General features: G+C 69.5%; 18 protein-coding genes and 1 tRNA gene. 14 read left to right on the forward strand and 5 right to left on the reverse strand.

The window, feature by feature from the left end:
* Positions 1 to 276: 276 nt before the first annotated feature.
* Positions 277 to 519, reverse strand: coding sequence for a GIY-YIG nuclease family protein (locus VM221_13650; protein HUT75866.1), 243 nt, complete (start codon positions 517 to 519; stop codon positions 277 to 279).
* A 118-nt stretch (positions 520 to 637) separates the two neighbouring features.
* Positions 638 to 712 (reverse strand) — tRNA-Ile (locus tag VM221_13655).
* Between the two features lie 182 nt (positions 713 to 894).
* Here VM221_13655 and VM221_13660 point away from each other — a divergent pair.
* On the forward strand, positions 895 to 1,944 hold the full coding sequence (locus VM221_13660) for a Gfo/Idh/MocA family oxidoreductase (GenBank protein ID HUT75867.1): 1,050 nt from the start codon (positions 895 to 897) through the stop codon (positions 1,942 to 1,944).
* Positions 1,945 to 2,071: 127 nt separating this feature from the next.
* On the opposite strand, the gene VM221_13665 is transcribed toward VM221_13660, so the two are convergent.
* Positions 2,072 to 2,713 carry an MBL fold metallo-hydrolase gene (locus VM221_13665; GenBank protein HUT75868.1) on the reverse strand — a complete coding sequence of 214 codons (642 nt, stop codon included), beginning with the start codon at positions 2,711 to 2,713 and terminating at the stop codon, positions 2,072 to 2,074.
* A 16-nt stretch (positions 2,714 to 2,729) separates the two neighbouring features.
* Positions 2,730 to 3,605, reverse strand: coding sequence for a tetratricopeptide repeat protein (locus tag VM221_13670; protein HUT75869.1), 876 nt, complete (start codon positions 3,603 to 3,605; stop codon positions 2,730 to 2,732).
* A gap of 339 nt (positions 3,606 to 3,944) precedes the next feature.
* Here VM221_13670 and VM221_13675 point away from each other — a divergent pair, with 339 nt between their 5' ends.
* The 11 genes from VM221_13675 to VM221_13725 all read left to right on the forward strand — a co-directional run bounded on the left by VM221_13675 (position 3,945) and on the right by VM221_13725 (position 13,844).
* The gene (locus VM221_13675) at positions 3,945 to 4,475 is read left to right on the forward strand and encodes a DUF177 domain-containing protein (protein HUT75870.1); all 531 of its coding nucleotides are present in this window, start codon (positions 3,945 to 3,947) and stop codon (positions 4,473 to 4,475) included.
* Positions 4,476 to 4,479: 4 nt separating this feature from the next.
* Positions 4,480 to 4,677 carry a 50S ribosomal protein L32 gene (rpmF, locus tag VM221_13680; GenBank protein ID HUT75871.1) on the forward strand — a complete coding sequence of 66 codons (198 nt, stop codon included), beginning with the start codon at positions 4,480 to 4,482 and terminating at the stop codon, positions 4,675 to 4,677.
* 142 nt (positions 4,678 to 4,819) lie between these two features.
* Positions 4,820 to 5,866 carry a phosphate acyltransferase PlsX gene (gene plsX, locus VM221_13685; protein HUT75872.1) on the forward strand — a complete coding sequence of 349 codons (1,047 nt, stop codon included), beginning with the start codon at positions 4,820 to 4,822 and terminating at the stop codon, positions 5,864 to 5,866.
* Positions 5,863 to 6,855, forward strand: a complete 993-nt coding sequence (locus VM221_13690) for a beta-ketoacyl-ACP synthase III (protein HUT75873.1) — start codon at positions 5,863 to 5,865, stop codon at positions 6,853 to 6,855. The genes plsX and VM221_13690 overlap by 4 nt, the downstream gene beginning before the upstream one ends.
* Positions 6,856 to 6,866: 11 nt before the next feature.
* Entirely contained in the window at positions 6,867 to 7,796 is a 930-nt protein-coding gene (fabD, locus tag VM221_13695; protein HUT75874.1) for an ACP S-malonyltransferase, read from the forward strand.
* A gap of 23 nt (positions 7,797 to 7,819) precedes the next feature.
* Positions 7,820 to 8,569, forward strand: a complete 750-nt coding sequence (gene fabG, locus VM221_13700) for a 3-oxoacyl-[acyl-carrier-protein] reductase (protein HUT75875.1) — start codon at positions 7,820 to 7,822, stop codon at positions 8,567 to 8,569.
* 130 nt (positions 8,570 to 8,699) lie between these two features.
* On the forward strand, positions 8,700 to 8,960 hold the full coding sequence (locus tag VM221_13705) for an acyl carrier protein (protein HUT75876.1): 261 nt from the start codon (positions 8,700 to 8,702) through the stop codon (positions 8,958 to 8,960).
* Between the two features lie 46 nt (positions 8,961 to 9,006).
* Positions 9,007 to 10,299, forward strand: coding sequence for a beta-ketoacyl-ACP synthase II (fabF, locus tag VM221_13710; GenBank protein HUT75877.1), 1,293 nt, complete (start codon positions 9,007 to 9,009; stop codon positions 10,297 to 10,299).
* 121 nt (positions 10,300 to 10,420) lie between these two features.
* A complete protein-coding gene (locus tag VM221_13715; protein ID HUT75878.1) occupies positions 10,421 to 11,719 on the forward strand; it encodes a DUF5684 domain-containing protein in 1,299 nt (432 codons plus the stop codon).
* 117 nt (positions 11,720 to 11,836) lie between these two features.
* Entirely contained in the window at positions 11,837 to 12,514 is a 678-nt protein-coding gene (locus VM221_13720; protein ID HUT75879.1) for an HAD family hydrolase, read from the forward strand.
* Positions 12,515 to 12,584: 70 nt separating this feature from the next.
* Positions 12,585 to 13,844 carry an anhydro-N-acetylmuramic acid kinase gene (locus VM221_13725; protein HUT75880.1) on the forward strand — a complete coding sequence of 420 codons (1,260 nt, stop codon included), beginning with the start codon at positions 12,585 to 12,587 and terminating at the stop codon, positions 13,842 to 13,844.
* Between the two features lie 162 nt (positions 13,845 to 14,006).
* Here VM221_13725 and VM221_13730 read toward each other — a convergent pair whose 3' ends face one another.
* Positions 14,007 to 14,948: an HD-GYP domain-containing protein gene (locus VM221_13730; GenBank protein HUT75881.1), complete on the reverse strand. Its 942-nt coding sequence runs from the start codon at positions 14,946 to 14,948 to the stop codon at positions 14,007 to 14,009.
* Between the two features lie 199 nt (positions 14,949 to 15,147).
* On the opposite strand from VM221_13730, the gene uppP reads away from it, so the two are divergent.
* Positions 15,148 to 15,981, forward strand: coding sequence for an undecaprenyl-diphosphatase UppP (gene uppP / locus VM221_13735; GenBank protein HUT75882.1), 834 nt, complete (start codon positions 15,148 to 15,150; stop codon positions 15,979 to 15,981).
* Between the two features lie 101 nt (positions 15,982 to 16,082).
* On the forward strand, positions 16,083 to 16,591 hold a 509-nt coding region (locus VM221_13740; GenBank protein ID HUT75883.1), incomplete at its 3' end, for a Gfo/Idh/MocA family oxidoreductase.

Below are 16,591 nucleotides of genomic sequence, written 5' to 3' on the forward strand. Positions count from 1 at the left end.
TTGCCTTCCCTGTGCGCGTTCTACAAACTGCAATTTTGGGCAATGGAGGGCAGTACCTATTCTCCCCTTTTCGCTCTTCGCTGTGTCGGCCTATTCGTTGGGCAAGAGCTGTTCTCCTGCCCAGTCAGTTAGGGCGGTAGGAATCCCTGGCCGTGTGGCTCGGGCAGCCTCCGGCCGGTCGGCCCGGGCAGCGTTTGCTCGATTCGCCGACACGCCCAATCAGTCCGGTGGGCAGCTTGGCAATGCGTCTTGGCCTAGTCGTCTGCGAACAGTATGCTACCACAAGTGTCGCTTAGCGAAGGCGTGGCCAGTGCCTTGCTTCAGATAGCGTTCGAAGGCGTCAGCCTTCGCGCGGCTAGCGAAGTGGACGGCAACCACAACCCTCCACGGGATGTGCCTTGCGGTGTGCGGTGATTTGCCTGAGTTATGTTCTGCCAGGCGTCTCTCAAGGTCGTCTGTGGAACCCACGTAACGTCTGCTAGGATTAGCAGTGCTTTGGAGCAGGTAGACGCACCTCATATAGCCCTACTTCGTCCCACCTCGCCCGAGCCCCTGCTCGGGCGAAGCGGTACTACGAAGGGCACCATCCTGCATAGCTCTTCGTCGGTTCTGCGAAGCTATGAAGAGCGACGCAGGATGGTGGGCCCGGCAGGATTCGAACCTGCGACCAACCGGTTATGAGCCGGGGGCTCTGCCGCTGAGCTACGGGCCCGGCCGCGGCGGGACGCTCGTGCGCCATCGGCACGATTATAGCAGCGGGGTTGTGGCCGGTCAATCAACGACGCGGGAGGCGATGCCCCGACATAGGCGGTTGCAGGAGTCTGCTCCGCGCGTGTGGTATTCAGCGTGACACGCGACCTTCGCGCAGCGAGGGAACCATGGAGGAGAACGTTAATGGCTGCCAAACGAACGCAGGGCCGCCGGGCGCAAGCGTCCGGCAAGCAGAACGTCATCCGCTGCGGGCTGATCGGCTGCGGCGGGCGGTTCGGGATGGCGCGGCTGCACGCGCAATACATCACCGCCGCGCCGGGCCTGGAAACGGTGGCATTGTGCGATATTGATCCCCGCGCCCTGGCCATGGGGCACGAGGTTCTGCCCGACCTTGAGACCTATTCCAGCGTCGCCACCATGCTGCGTAAGTCTAATCTCGACATGGTGACCATCATCACGCCCCACAACACCCACGCGCAGCTCGTGGCGCAGTGCGCCCGCGCGGGCAAGCACGTGGTGGTGGAGAAGCCGATGTGCATCACCGTCGCCGAGGCCGACCGCATGATCCAGGCGGCTGCGGACAACAAGGTCATGCTGTCGGTCTTCCACAATCGCCGTTGGGACGGCGACTTCATGACCCTGCGCGACATCATCGGCCGCGGCCTCATCGGCGACGTCTTTCACATCGAGGCCTACATGGGTAGCTACGCGCACCCGGGCACGTGGTGGCGTTCCAACAAGCGCATCTCGGGTGGGGCGATGTATGACTGGGGCGCCCACTACCTCGACTGGCTGCTCAACCTGGTGCCCGCGCAGATGGAAAGCGTCACCGGTTACTTCCACAAGCTGGTGTGGCGCGACGTCACCAACGAGGATCAGGTGCGGGCGATCATCCGCTTCCGCAACGGGGCGGTGGCCGAGCTGCAGATCTCGCACATCGCGGCGGTGGGCAAGGACCGCTGGCGCATCCTGGGCACCAAGGGCGGCATCCGCGACGGCCGCCGCGAGAAGCACTTCCTGGTCGCCACCGACGTCGCTGGCCTGCGTGCGGAGATGGAGGTACCCTACCAGGAGCAGAACTGGGAGGCCTACTACCGCAGCATCGCCGACCACCTGCTGCGGGGCAAGGAGCTGGCGGTCAAGCCGGAAGAGGCGCGGCGCGTGATCGCGATCCTGGAGGCCGCCGAGAAGTCCGCCCAGACCGGCAAAGCCGTCAAGCCGAAATATGCGTGAAAGGGAGCCATCCGCGGATTACGCGGATTTCAGATCCGAACGATTTAGAGCGCGGATGGCACAGAGTAAGGTAGGGCAGCCGTCCTGGCTGCCGCGGCGGTCGTGTGTCTGTGGCGCCGTCGTCCGCTCATATCCCCCGCAGGAACGGGTTATGGCGACGCTCCTGGCCGATGGTGGTCTCGGGGCCGTGGCCGGGATAGACGATGGTCTCGTCGGGCAGGGCGAGCAGCTTGTCGCGGATGGTCTGCAGGAGCTGGTACTCGGAGCCGCCGGGGAGGTCGGTGCGGCCGATGCCGCCGGCGAACAGACAGTCCCCGGTGAAGACGAACCCATCCCCCGCCAGCGACATCCCGCCCGGGGTGTGCCCGGGGGTGTGAATCACCCGCAGCCGGATCTCGTCGGCGTGCCCCTCGCCGATGACGACGGCGTCGCCCTCGCGCAGCTCGCGGTCGGGCGGGGCGGTTTCGCAGTCGAAGCCGGTCCACGCCAGCAGGTTGGTCTCGGCGTCGGTCAACATGCGCGCCTCGGCCTGGTGCGCCCACACCGGCGCGCCGGTGGCTTGCTTGAGCGGGACGTTGCCCGCGATGTGGTCACCGTGGCCGTGGGTGTTGATGATGGCCTGCAGCGCAAACTCGTTCTGGCGCAGGAGGTCCAGCAGCGGTTCCGGCGGCCCCCCGGGGTCTATGACCAGGGCCTCGCGGCTGGTCTCGTGGGCGATCAGGTAGGCGTTGGTCTCGATGGGGCCGAGGGGGAGGCGGCGAATGAACATGGGGTCTCCGTTCTCGCTAGTCGGCGGTTAGCTGGGGGCGATACTCGCCGCGGCGGCGGCGGACGAACTCCCACTCGTAGGCGTCGAGGTCGCCGGCGAATTCCCGGCAGGATTGCGCATGCTGGTCGAACCCGGCCAGGATGTAGGCGTCGGCGAGCAGCATGTGGTAGGAGCGGTTGCGCGGCGCGTTCTCGATCGCCCGCCGGTAGGCGGCGATGGCGCGCGCCGGTTGGCCGAGCGCCACCAGGGCGGAGGCGAGCCGCGCGTGGTAGTAGTCGTCGCAGGGCGCCAGCGTCACCGCCTGCTCGAACTGACCCACCGCCTCGTCCAGACGGCCGCACGCCAGCAGCAGCTCCGCCAGGCGGAAGCGGTAGAAGGCCTGGCGGGGGTCGAGCTTGACCGCCAGGCGCAGGGTGTCCAACGCCTCCGCGCCCATGCCCAGCGCCCAAGCGATGTCGGCGAGCTTGTAGCGATAGTAGGCGCGGCTGCCGTCGAGGCGCACCGCCTCGCGGTAGCGCGACAGCGCCTCCTCCATCATGGCGTAGCGGCGGTAGAGGTCGCCCAGGCTGGCGTGCGCCTCGGCGTGGCGGGGATCGCTGCGCACGACCTTGCGGTACTCGCGCATCGCCTGGTCAATCATCTCCACCAGGACGTAGGCGTCCGCCAGGCGCATGCGGCACTGGACGTTGTTGCCGTCGAGCCTGATCGCGCGCTTGTACTCGGCGATGGCGCGCCGCGGGTTGCCTTGCTCGAGGTAGGAATCGCCGAGCTTGAGGCGCAGGTGGGCGGTGACGGCCTGCACTTCCTGGTCGCGCCAGCTCTGCAGTTCGTCCTCGCGCTGCATCTGCTCGAAGCGTCGTATGCGCTCGTCCAGCTCGTCGTCGTGACCCATGGTCACCCCGCACCCGCGGCAGCTGTCCAACTGCATTATAGCCGATTCATCCGCCCCTGGTAAACCCGCGCCGCGCGCCGCTATTGACACCCGCCGGATTCGGCAGGTAACATGGGGTGTGGCTTGATTGTCCGACATGCGGCTGGATGGCGTCCCGCCCGCAGCACCGACTTATGCTGCGCCTCTGCGCTTTCACCGACGTCGCGCCCGCCACATGTGGGGGCAGGCTCGCAGCCTGCCCCCGTCACAGGCTCAGCGCCTGTGCCACACTGACTGCGCAGGACTGCGCGCCGCGGGTGTGATCCGCCGGCTCGTGGGGGCGGCGACGGGCGCGGGCAGATGAAGATTGACCTTCGCGAGATAGCGCGAACGCCGGGCGCGCATGCGACCCACGATTTCGAGGAGCCGCTCGCGCGCGACGCCGATGTGGAACTGGCGGAGCCGGCGCGAGGTAGCTTCAGCGTCACCAACACCGGCCGCCTGCTGGTGCTGCGCGGGTGCATGACGGCGACGGTGAACCTGCAATGTAGCCGCTGCTGCGGGCCGCTGGTGATGACGGTGGAGATACCGTTGAGCGAGGAGTTCAGCATCGGCGATGCCGCCGGGGCGGCGCCGGAGCCCACCGTTGACGTCGAGGAGCCGGAGCGCGCCGCGTTCCATGACGCCATCCTGGACTTGACCGAACTGGTGCGTCAGCATATCATAGTCAATCTGCCGCTGCGGCCGCTGTGCCGGGAAGACTGCCCGGGAATCTGCCCGCGCTGCGGGAACGACCTCAACGCCGGCGCCTGCGGGTGTCCTGCGGGATCGCCCCCGGGCCCACTGTGGGATCTCAAGCGGCTGCTCGAACCTGGCCCGGAGGGAGGATAATACCTTGGCGCTGCCCAAGCGAAGACATTCGAGAAGTCGCACCCACAAGCGACGTGCGAGCAACTTCAAGTTGACGGCACCCAACATCAGCCGCTGCCACCAGTGCCACGAGTTCCGCTTGCCGCACCAGGCATGCCCGTCCTGCGGGCACTACGCCGGCCGTGCCGCGGTGCAGGTGAAGGCCCGCAAGTCGGAGAAATAGTGGCCCGCGCGCACGGTAACATCGCTCCCGCCCTGCTCGCAGTCGGCGCGACCCCGGTGTTCCCATTCCCGCGCACGAGGCGCCGGACGGCGCCGGACATGCGGTCGCGCACACCACACCCTGAAAGACTGACGAGATGGCAATGCGCATAGCCCTGGACGCCATGGGAGGCGACCACGCGCCGGCTGCGATCGTGGAAGGCGCGGTGCTGGCGGCGCGTGAGCTCGATATCGGGGTGGCGCTGGTGGGGGACGAGCGCAGCGTCCAGGTCGAGCTCGCCAAGCACGATGCGCCCGCCGGCCGCATTGAAGTGGTGCACGCCTCCCAGGTGATCGAGATGCACGAATCCCCCGCCACCGCCCTGCGCGCCAAGCTCGATGCGTCCATGATCAGGGCGGTGGACCTGGTGGCGTCCGGGGATGCGCAAGCGGTGGTTTCGGCCGGCAACTCGGGAGCCTTCATGGGCGCTGCCCTGTGGCGGTTGGGCGCCGTCAAGGGCGTGGCGCGCCCGGCGATTGCCGCCCTCCTTCCCGCCCGCAGCGGCAGCATCGTGCTCCTCGACGCCGGCGCCAATTGCGACTGCCGTCCCAAGCACTTGCTGCAATTCGCCATCATGGGCGATGTCTATGCCCGCCGCGTGCTGCGCATCGCCCATCCCCGGGTGGCGCTCCTCAACATCGGCGAGGAACCCGCCAAGGGCAACGAGCTGACCAAGCGCGCCTATGCGGTCCTACGCGCCAGCGACCTCAACTTCGTCGGCAACCTCGAGGGCACGGAGTTCGCCAGCGGCAGCGCGGACGTGGTGGTGTGCGATGGGTTCGTCGGCAACCTCGCGCTCAAGCTGGGGGAGGGGTGGGCGCACCTGTTCGTGGGGCGGCTGCAGCAGGCGCTGGCCCAGGTGTCACCGGCGGTGCGCGAGGATCAGTCGTTGGCGCGAGCCCTGCACTATCTGCAGCGCACCCTCGACTACTCGGAGTACGGCGGCGCCCTCCTGCTCGGAGTCAAGGCCGTCGTCGTCATCAGCCACGGGCGCTCGAGCCCCAAGGCGCTCTTCAGCGCCCTGCGCGTGGCCAAGGAGTCCGTCGAGAGCGGGGTGGTGACGGGCGTCGCTCGCTCCCTCCACGATCGCAGCCTGATCGCCCAGGCCGAAGCCGACCACTCGCAACCGCAGGAGCTGGGCAGCAATTGAGCGCACCTATCCGCCCCGTCGGTATCAGCGGCGTCGGCTTCCATGTCCCGCCGCGCGTCCTCACCAACTTCGACCTCGAAAAGTCGGTGGACACCACGGACGAGTGGATCCGCACCCGCACCGGCATCATCGAGCGGCGCATCGCCGAGCCCGAGGTGGCCACCTCCGACCTCGGCCTGGAGGCGGCACGCGCGGCGCTCGAACGCGCTCACCTCGACCCCCGCGAGCTCGACCTCATCATCGTCGCCACCATCACCCCCGACATGGCCTTCCCCGCCACCGCCTGCCTGGTGCAGCACCGCCTCGGCGCCGAGCGCGCCGGCGCCTTCGACCTGCAAGCGGGGTGCACCGGCTTCGTCTATGCCCTGAGCCTGGCGAGCCAAGTGATCGCCACCGGGGCCTGTGACAACGTCCTCATCATCGGCGCCGAAGTCCTCTCGCGCATCGTTGACTGGAACGATCGCGCGACCTGCGTCATCTTCGGCGACGGCGCGGGGGCGGCGCTGCTGCAGCCGACCACGCAGGGGCGAGGCGTCCTCGCCTTCGCGCTGCGCGCGGACGGCTCGGGCAGCGAGGCGCTCAAGCTGCCCGCCGGCGGCTCCCGCCTGCCGACCACCGCCGAGACGGTGGCGCGCGGCCTGCACTATACCTACATGGACGGCCAGGAGGTCTTCCGCTTCGCCCTGCGCGCGGTCGAGGAAGTAACGCTCGAGTGTCTGCGCCGGGCGGGATTGACACTGGCGCAGGTGGACCTCATCATCCCCCATCAGGCCAACAGCCGCATCATCGAGGCGTGCGCCAAGCGCCTGGACTTCCCCGAGGACCACTGGGTGTGCAATGTTGATCGCTACGGCAACACGTCAGCCGCCTCCATCCCCATCGCCCTCGCCGAGAGCGTCGAGTCGGGCCGGCTGCGCGAGGGGATGGTGGTGGTGCTGGTGGGCTTTGGCGCGGGGCTCACCCATGGCGCGGTCGTGATTCGGTGGTGAGCGGGCGGGGCATGGTGACAGACGCTGACGCGGCCTTCATCTTTCCCGGGCAGGGCTCCCAGCGCGCGGGCATGGGGCGCGATGTCTGCCAAACCTGGGAGCAGGCGCGCGAGGTCTTCGATCAGGTCTCGCGGGCGACCGGATTCGACGTCGCCGAGGCCTGTTTTGAGCAATCCGGGCGCGCCCTCGAATCCACGGCGGTGGCGCAGCCGGCGCTGCTGGCGGTGGAGCTGGCATGTGCCGCGGTGCTGCGCCGGGGCGGAGTGCGCCCCGCGGCGGTGGCCGGCCACAGCCTGGGCGAGTTCGCCGCGTGGGTGGCGTGCGAGGCCATCGAGCAAGCCGATGCCGCGCGCCTAGTGGCGCTGCGCGCGCGGGTCATGGAGCGGGCGGCGAGCGACCGTCCGGGGGCGATGGCCGCCATCTTGGGGCTGGAGGCCGCCCAGGTCGAGGAATTGTGCCGCCAGGCGGCGCGGGCGGGAGTGGTGGTGCCCGCGAACTTCAACGCGCCGGGGCAGGTCGTCATCTCGGGCGAGAAAGAGGCGGTGCAGCTCGCGGCGCGGCTGGCCGGGGAGCGTGGAGCGAAGACGCGATGGCTCGCCGTCGCGGGCGGTTTTCACTCGCCCCTGATGGCGCCGGCGGCCGAGAGGTTTGCCGCCGCCCTTGGCGAAGTCAACGCCTCCGAGCCCCAGGTGCCGGTGGCGGCCAATGCGACCGGCGAGCTGGTGCGCACCGCCGACGAGGTGCGCGCGGCGGCGGCGGCGCAGATGACCGGCGCCGTGCGCTGGGAGAGTTGCGTCCGGCGGCTGCTGAGCCTGGGCCTGCGCCGGTTCTACGAGGTGGGCCCGGGCAATGTGCTGGCGGGTCTGGTGCGCCGGATCGAGCCGGCGGCCGAGGTCGTCGCCGCCGGCGATGCGGATTCGCTGCGGCGGATCGTGGGTTGAGGCGCGACATGGGTGAGGCGGGAATGATTGACCTTCGCGGCCAGACCGCGCTCGTGACCGGGGCGCGCCGCGGTCTCGGGCAGGCCATCGCCGTGGCCCTGGCGCGGGCGGGGGCGCGGGTCGCCATCAACGACATTGCCGACGGCGCGCACGAGGCGCAGGCGGTGGCAGAGCAGATCCGCGGCGACGGCGGGGAGGCGCTGGTGGTTGTCGCCGATATCACCGACCCCGCCCAGGTGCAGGCCATGGTGGAGGCGGTGCTGGCGCAGGCGGGCGGGCTTGACATTCTAATCAACAACGCCGGCATCACCCGCGACACCTTGCTCGTGCGCATGAGCGACGACGACTGGCGCCGGGTGATTGATATCAACCTCGGCGGCGCCTTCCTGTGCACGCGCGCGGTCGCGCGCCACATGCTGAAGCACGGGGGCGCGATCGTCAACGTCAGCTCCGTGGTGGGGGTGATGGGCAATGCGGGGCAGGCCAACTACGCCGCCTCCAAGGCCGGCCTCATCGGCCTCACCAAGAGCTGCGCGCGCGAGCTGGGGCCGCGCGGGGTGCGCGTCAACGCCATCGCCCCCGGGTTCATCGAGAGCGCGATGACGCAAGCGCTGCCCCCGGAGGCGCGCGCGCGCTGGCTGTCGCAGATCCCGCTGGGGCGTGCGGGCACAGCGCAGGAGGTGGCCGCGGTCACCGTCTTCCTGGCGTCTCCGGCCGCCGCCTACGTGACCGGGCAAGTGCTGTGCATTGACGGCGGCATGGTGACGGGATGAGGCGCTGGCGGCGATCGGAAGTACGCCGTCCGTGATTCGCCCGACGGCGCCGGCCGGCCCGCGGATTCGGGTCTCGGCGGCGCCGCCGCGGCGCGCCGATAGCATCACTATTCGGAGGAGGTGACAACCCGTGGAGGAAGAGATCTTTGCCAAGGTGAAGAAGCTGGTCGCCGAGGAGCTCAACGTGGACGAGAGCGAGGTCACCGCCGAAGCTACGTTCCAGGATGACCTCGGGGCCGACTCCCTCGCCCTGGTCGAACTGATAATGGCGTTCGAGGAGAAGTTCGAGATCGAGAGCATCCCCGACGAGGACGCCGAGCAGATCAAGAGCGTCCAGGACGCGGTGACCTATCTCACGCGGCGCAAGCGCGCCGAGGCCGGCACCGCCTGACCGGCGCCCGCGCGTCCCGCTGCGGGTGCGCGGCAGGCACCTCACCATGGAGCGACGGGTACTGATAACGGGCCTGGGCGCGGTGACGCCGCTGGCGGTCGGCGTCGCCCCGTCATGGGCGGGCCTCGTCGCCGGCAAGTCTGGCATCGCGCCCATCGCGGCCTTTGACGCCCGCGAATACACGACCCGCTTCGCGGGCGAAGTGCGCGACTTCGATCCGCTGCCGTTCATGGAGGCCAAGGACGCCAAGCGCATGGACCGCTTCGCCCAGTTCGCGGTCGCCTCTACGCGCATGGCGGTCGCGGACGCGCGCCTTGACATCTGCGCCCGCCCGCAGCGGGTGGGCGTGCTCATCGGCACCGGCATCGGCGGCATCCGCACCTGGGAGCAGCAGCACGCGGTGCTGCGCGACAAGGGGCCCAATCGCATCAGCCCCTTCTTCATCCCCATGGTCATCAACGACATGGCCTCCGGCCAGGTCAGCATCCTGTTCGGCGCCCAGGGGCCCAACCACGCCGTCGTCAGCGCCTGCGCCACCGGCACCCATGCCATCGGCGACGCCTTCGAGATCATCCGCCGCGGCGACGCCGACGCCATGCTCGCGGGCGGGTCCGAGGCTGCGGTCACGCCGCTCGGGGTCGGGGGTTTCTGCGCTATGCGCGCCCTATCCACCCGCAACGACGACCCCCAGCGCGCCAGCCGTCCCTTCGACCGCGAGCGCGACGGCTTCGTCATTGCCGAGGGCGCGGGGGTGGTGGTGCTGGAGGAGGCGCAGTCGGCCATCGCGCGCGGCGCTCCCATTTACTGCGAGGTCATCGGCTACGGCATGAGCGCCGACGCCTACCACATCACGGCCCCCGCTCCCGGCGGCGAGGGCGGCGCGCGCGCCATGGCCGCCGCCATCACCCAGGCTGGCATTGAGCCCTGCGACCTCGACTACATCAACGCCCACGGCACCTCGACCCCGCTCAATGACAAGCTCGAAACCGACGGCATCAAGGCCTGCCTGGGCGCAGCCGCCTACCACACCGCCATCAGCTCCACCAAGTCCATGACCGGCCACCTGCTCGGCGCCGCCGGCGGGGTCGAAGCCATCGCCTGTGCGCTTGCCATCACCCAGGGCGTGATTCCCCCCACCATCAACTACGAGTATCCCGACCCCGAATGCGACCTCGACTACGTGCCCAACCAGGCGCGTCACACGCCGGTGCGAGTGGCGATGTCCAATTCCTTCGGCTTCGGCGGCCACAACGCCGCCCTCATCTTGCGCGCATGGGACCACGGCGGTGAACCAGCGCACAGCGGCCGGCCCGGTGCCGCAGAAGAAGCAGGGAAATGACCCACAGGGGCAGAATGGCCTATCTGGTCGAGCCGGGGATAGCGTGCGTGCGGGAGCGGACTTCCGCCGCCCGGGGGGTGAGTTCGCGCGCTGCAGCGGCTCGCTCGGGGAGTGATCTCGCATGAAAACGTGCCCTCGATGCGGCGTTGAAAACAAGCCCGAGAAGGCGGCTTGCTGGAACTGCTGGGCGCCGTTGGCGCCGCCGGCGGGCGGGGCCCGCCAGCCGGCGCCCACCAGACTGCGGCTGTCGCTGACCATTCCGTGGACGGCGGTGGCGGTGGTGGCGCTGGTGCTGATCGCGGCGGCCGGCGCTTATTTCTTCCTCCTTGCCAGCAGACCCGCCGACGTCACGCTCCAGTACCTCGATGCGGTGCGCAACGGCAACGAAATCAAGCGTGACCGACTCGCCACCGCCGACACCAGCGGTCAGTTGCTGCTCCCGCCGGTGCTGATGATCAAGACCGCTCCTGAGGTCGACCGCGCAGGCATCACCACCGCCGGAGGACAGGCCGAGGTCCCGGCGAGCTTGCAGCTGACAGTGGATCCGTTCGTGATCGGCCTCGAGCGCGCAGACATCAGTGACGCCCTCATCAAGCACCTGACACGGGGCCCCGCGCGCGTCAGCGTGGTGCTGGTCAGAGAAGGCCTCAATTGGCGCGTGGACCAGAACCAGACCCGACAGCGAGTAATTGACGCTGCGCTGGCCGATATGCCCCCCGATCTCAAGAACCATCTGTGGGTGGCCGGGCTCCGCAGCCCCGCGGGGGCGCCGGCGTCGCCGCCGGCTGGTGCGGCCGTGCCCGCGCCCCCGGCGCTGACGCGCGCAGCCGGCATTCCGCTAACGCCGTCGCCTCCCGTCGCGCCTTCACCAGTCCCAACACCTAGCGCCGCCGCCCCCACAACCCCGGCCGCCCCTGGGGCTCAGCCGCCACCGGCGCCACAGCCCTACGGGCAGCCGGCGGGCACTCCCACCGCACCCGCGATGCCTGATATGGGGTCCCCGACGGGAACCCCCATGGCCACTGCTACCGGCTCGGGAGCGTGGCTGCCCATCGTCATGGCGCTCGGCCTCTGGCTGGTGGTCGTGCTGGTGGTCATCATCTACCTGTATTCTGCTTTCTGTCTCTACTCCATCGCCAAGAAGGCGCGGTCATCCGAGCCGTTGTGGACGGCGTGGGTGCCAATCGCCAATATCTACCTCATGTGCAAGCTTGGGGGCGTGCCGGGGTGGTGGACCATCGTCTGCGTCATCCCGTACGTCAATGTCCTGGCCGTTCTATGGCCCTTGTTTCAACTGCCGACCGCGATCGGGAGGACCGGCGCCGAGAGGATCCTCATGCTGCTGCCGGTCGTCAACTTGATCTACATGGGTTATCTGGCGTTCTCTGCCGAGCCCGTTCGGCTGGCCGCCACGCCCTAAGCTCGACGCTGGCGCCCCCCTGGCGCAGGGGCAAGGCATGCCCTGGTCCCATTTCGCCACCCTACCGGGCGGCGGGCCCCAGGAGACGAGGCCGGCGCGCAGCAGCAACGGTCCTCCATGAAACCTCTGCTCTGCTCCTTGAAAGCGCTCATCTTTGACTTCGACGGCACCCTCGCCGCCGCCGGCTACGATTTCGACGCCATGCGCGCCGGCGTGCGCGCGCTGGCCGCCGACCACGGCGTGACCGCCGCCGACCTCGACGGCCTCTACGTTCTGGAAGCGGTGGCGCGAGCGGCCGACCTCATCGGCCGCGAGACCCTTGCCGGCCGCGCTTTCCGTGAGTCCGCCGAGCGCCTCATTCTCGACCTGGAGCTGCGCGGCGCGCGACACGCCTCCCTGCTGCCCGGCGTCGAGCCGGCGCTGGCGGCCCTGCGCCGCGCCGGATTGCGAATCGCGGTCGTCACCCGCAACTCCCACGCCGCGGTTGACACCATCGCCGGCGTCGCGGGCCTGGCGTGCGACGCTTTCCTCACTCGCGAGGAGACGCCCAGGGTCAAGCCCCACCCCGAGCACCTCTTACGGGCGCTTGACGCCGTCGGCGCCGACCCGCAGCACGCCGCCATGGTCGGCGACCATCCGATGGATGTGACGGCGGGCAAGGCGGCGGGCGTGACTACCATCGGCGTGCTCACCGGCGCCGGCACCCGCGAGTCCCTGGCCGCCGCCGGCGCCGACCTCATCGTCGGGTCGGTGGTGGAGCTGGCCCCCATGCTCACGGGCGCCGCGGACGACTGAGACCATCTGCCGGTGGAGCCGGGCGTACACCGCGCAGGAGGCGTGGCGCCTGCTGGCGGAGAACTTGCCGGTGGTGACGGGGTCGGCGGCGTCCGCCGGGCGGGCGCGGGAGCGGCAACTGGTGGATATCCTCAACCGATACGCCGACAAATCGCCGCGGCGGGTGCTCGGCATCACCGCGTCGCTGGCGGGGATTGACGCCGCGCTGCTGGACATTATCGGCGCGGGCGCTTCCACGCAGATCAGTCTCTTGCGCTTCCGCCGCGCGGGCTACGCGGCCAAGATGCGCGAGGCGCTGGCGCACGCGACGTCGGCGGAATGCCCCGGCCTCGACCTGTGCCGGCTCAACTTCGCCCTCGGGCACCTGCTCGCCGACGCCGCGCGCGAGGTCACCCGCGGCAGCGGCGGGACGCTCGGCGACGTTGACCTCATCGGCTGCAGTGGGCTTACGCTCTACCACCTGAGTCGGCCCGACGTTGACTCCGAGCTCGAGCCCCCCGGCGCCATCTTGCAGATCGGCGAGCTGGCGGTGGTGGCGGAGCAGACCGGCGTCACCACCGTCGGCGATTTCGGCGCCACCGACATCGCTGCCGGCGGCTGCGGCAGCCCGCTGATGCCGTTCGCGGACTTCGTCCTCTTCCACCACCCCGCCAAGACGCGCGCGGTGCAGACCATCGACCGCATGGCGAGCGTGACCCTGGTGCCGGCGGGCGATGATCCCGAGCGCGTGGTCGCCTTCGACACCGGCCCCGGGCACGCGGTGGTGGACGCGATCACCAAGATCATCAGCGAGGGCAAGCTTCTGTGCGACCGCGACGGGCGCCTGGCGAGCCTGGGGCAGGTAAACCCGGAGCTGCTGGCGCACATGATGTCCCACGCCTTCTTGCAGCGCCGCCCCCCCAAGCGCGCCAGCGGCCTCGACTTCGGCTCCGACTTCATCACCGGCATCCTCGACGCCGCCCAGCGCCACGACCTCACCGTCGAGGACCTGCTCGCCACCGTCACCGCCTTCACCGCCGAATCCATCGCCCGCAGCTACCGCGACTTCCTCGCCCCCGAGCATGACATTGACGAGCTCATCCTCGGCGGCAGCGGCAGCTACAACGCCGCCCTGCGCCGCATGCTCAAGTCGCGCCTGCCGGGGCTGCCCATCTATCTGCACGAGGACTTCGGCATCTACGGCGAGGCCAAGGACGCCGTCGGCTACGCCATCCTCGCCAACCAGACCATGCTCGGCCGCGCCTCCAATCTCCCCCGCGCCACCGGCGCCGCCCACTCCCGCCCCCTGGGCAAGATCATCCCCGCCGCGGCCGCCGTGGAACCGCGCTAGGAAATGCGGACCGTGCAGGCTTTGGCTCGCCCGAGCCAGGCCAAGATTCCCGCCTGAGGCGGATAAGCCCTTCCAAGGCGGGCAGGCCCTCCGAAGGCGAGCAAGCCCTCGGCCGTGCCTGGGAATGATATTCCGGCGAGGGGACGGAATGAAGGCGCGCCGTCACCGCGCACCGCGCGCCTCCAACGCGCCCTCCGCCGCCAACTGCGCCAGCACCCCCGCCACATCGGGATCGAACTGGGCGCCGGCGTTGGTCATCAGCTCGCGCACCGCCTCGGCCGCGCCGCGGGCGGGGCGGTAGGGGCGGCGCGAAATGAGGGCGTGATACGCGTCCGCCACCGCCATGATGCGCGCCGGCAGAGGAATGTCCGCGCCCGCCAGGCTATCGGGGTAACCGCCGCCATCCCAGCGTTCGTGGTGATTACGGATGATGCCCAGCGCTTCCGCCCGCGGGCGCAGCGGGGAGATGATGGCCGCGCCCATCGCCGGGTGCTGCAGGCATGCCGCCAGGTCGTCCGCCGCCAGCGGCTCCGCCTGGTGCAGGACGCGGTCGGGGATGCCGATCTTGCCGATATCGTGCAGCGGCCCGAACCGCTTGATGAGCTCTACCAGCTCCTGCTCCAGCCCCATGCGCCGGGCGATGGTGACCGCGATCGCGGTCGCCTGCTCGCCGTGCAACGCGGTGTAGTTGTCGCGCGCATCGAGGGTGCTCATGAGCGCGCGCAGCGCCCGCAGGTAGCTGTCGTCCAGCTCCTGGCGCAGCCCCTGCAACGCCGCGCTCATCTCGCCGTTGGCGCTGGTCAGCTCGTCCATGCACGCCATGCGCGCGTGGAGCTCGCGCACCGCATCCTGCAGGCTCGCCACCAGGCTCTGGTTAAGCTGCCGCTGCTCGCGTTCCTTGCCCACGAAATAGGCGATGGCGCACCCCACAAGCGCCATCAGCCCGAATGTCGTCACCACGTCATCGTAGCTGCGCCCCGGGAACGCGTAGCCGACGTAGACCACCAGCAGCAACGCGACCGCCAGCGCCGCCAGCAGCCCCAGGGCGAGCCACATGATCTCCTTGCGCCGGTTGTCGGTCTCCGCAATGTAGGTGCGAAGCATGACAGCCCCTCCCGTTCCCCCGCCGCGCCGGTTTTTCCATTCATTCCATGAAATCGCGCCGTCTACAACTGCCGCGGTCGCATCGCGCCGCCGGCCGGCGAGAGGATAACCGCTCCCGGTCCCGAATATCAGTGCCTGCGGGCGCAGGGCTTGGATCAGCCCGCCAACAGTGTGCCCGCGGCGCGGCACCTCCGACTTCATGACCATCTGGCAAGCCATCATCCTCGGCCTGGTGCAGGGGCTGACCGAATTCCTGCCCATCAGCAGCTCCGGCCACCTCATCCTGGTACCCTGGCTCTTCGGTTGGCAGATCTTTCATCACGCCGCGCTCAACAAGACCTTCGACGTCGCGCTCCACTTCGGCACCTTCCTCGGCGTCGTACTCTTCTTCCGCCGCGACATCGCCGTCCTGCTCCGCGCCTGGCTCGCCAGCCTCCGCGAGCGCACGCTCGCGCGCGATCCTCAGCGCAAGCTCGCCTGGATGGTCATCATCAGCACCCTGCCCGGCGGCGCCGCCGGCCTGCTGTTCGAGCAGGTCATCGAGCACAAGTTCGGCACGCCCCTGCTCATCGGCGTGCTCCTCGTCGCCGTCGGGCTGCTGCTGGCGCTGGCCGAGGCCGTGGGCAGACATCGCCGCGACTTCGACCGCATCGGCTGGGGCGACGCCATCGTCATCGGCCTCGCGCAGGCGGTCGCGCTGGTGCCGGGGACCTCGCGCTCCGGCATCACCATCGCCACCGGCCTCTTCGCCAACCTGCGCCGCGAGGCCGCCGCCCGCTACTCCTTCCTCATCTCCATCCCCATCATCGGCGGGGCCGCTGCCGCCGCCGGTTGGGATCTGCTGCGCGCAGGGATTCCCGGCGGCATGGCGTGGCCGTTCGTCGTCGGCACCCTGAGCGCCGCCGTCAGCGGCTATGCGGTCATCAAGTTCTTCCTCGCCTACCTCCAGCGCGGCACGCTCTACCCGTTCGTCGCCTACCGCGTCGCCGTGGGCGCGCTGGTGGTCTATCTCGCGGTGCGCGGGCTGGTGTGAGGCGCCCGACGCGGTCTCAGTGGAGCCCTTCTGTGCTCCCAGGTTATGCGCACGCGCAGACGCCTCGCCACGATCGAACAGAAAGGACGATGTGACAGAAGATGGCAGCCAACAGAGATGGGAAGTCGAAGGGGGGATTCGAGACCAAGCCCCGCGGCCCGGTGGGAGTGGGGGTGATCGGTCTCAGCATCGGCCGCGCGCACTTGCGCGGCTACGCCAAGTCGCCGGCCGCGAGGATTCTCGCGGTGTGCGACACCAACGCCGAGCGCGCGCAGGCGGTGGCCCAGGAATTCGGCGCCCCCAACGTCTTCACCGATTACCGCGAGCTGCTCAAGCTCGAGGGCCTGGACGCGGTCAGCGTGTGCCTGCCCAACTACCTCCACGCGCGGGTCACCCTGGACTGCCTGCGCGCGGGCAAGCACGTGATCGGGGAGAAGCCGCTGGCGCTCAACGCGCGCGAGGGGGAGCGCATGGTGCAGGCGGCGCGGGAGGCGGGGAGACTGCTGATGACCGCGTTCAACAACCGCTTCCGCGGCGACGTGGGGGTGTTGCAGGCCTTTATCAAGGAGGGAGAGCTGGGGGACATCTACTGCGCAAGGACCGGGTGGCT

This window comes from Armatimonadota bacterium (assembly GCA_035527535.1).
Taxonomy (GTDB): domain Bacteria; phylum Armatimonadota; class Hebobacteria.

Coding starts and splice junctions, on each gene's coding strand:
- VM221_13650 (HUT75866.1), bottom strand. CDS start 519: ATGAGGTGCGTCTACCTGCTCCAAAGCACTGCTAATCCTAGCAGACGT.
- VM221_13660 (HUT75867.1), top strand. CDS start 895: ATGGCTGCCAAACGAACGCAGGGCCGCCGGGCGCAAGCGTCCGGCAAG.
- VM221_13665 (HUT75868.1), bottom strand. CDS start 2,713: ATGTTCATTCGCCGCCTCCCCCTCGGCCCCATCGAGACCAACGCCTAC.
- VM221_13670 (HUT75869.1), bottom strand. CDS start 3,605: ATGGGTCACGACGACGAGCTGGACGAGCGCATACGACGCTTCGAGCAG.
- VM221_13675 (HUT75870.1), top strand. CDS start 3,945: ATGAAGATTGACCTTCGCGAGATAGCGCGAACGCCGGGCGCGCATGCG.
- plsX (HUT75872.1), top strand. CDS start 4,820: ATGCGCATAGCCCTGGACGCCATGGGAGGCGACCACGCGCCGGCTGCG.
- fabD (HUT75874.1), top strand. CDS start 6,867: ATGGTGACAGACGCTGACGCGGCCTTCATCTTTCCCGGGCAGGGCTCC.
- fabG (HUT75875.1), top strand. CDS start 7,820: ATGATTGACCTTCGCGGCCAGACCGCGCTCGTGACCGGGGCGCGCCGC.
- fabF (HUT75877.1), top strand. CDS start 9,007: ATGGAGCGACGGGTACTGATAACGGGCCTGGGCGCGGTGACGCCGCTG.
- VM221_13715 (HUT75878.1), top strand. CDS start 10,421: ATGAAAACGTGCCCTCGATGCGGCGTTGAAAACAAGCCCGAGAAGGCG.
- VM221_13720 (HUT75879.1), top strand. CDS start 11,837: ATGAAACCTCTGCTCTGCTCCTTGAAAGCGCTCATCTTTGACTTCGAC.
- VM221_13730 (HUT75881.1), bottom strand. CDS start 14,948: ATGCTTCGCACCTACATTGCGGAGACCGACAACCGGCGCAAGGAGATC.
- uppP (HUT75882.1), top strand. CDS start 15,148: ATGACCATCTGGCAAGCCATCATCCTCGGCCTGGTGCAGGGGCTGACC.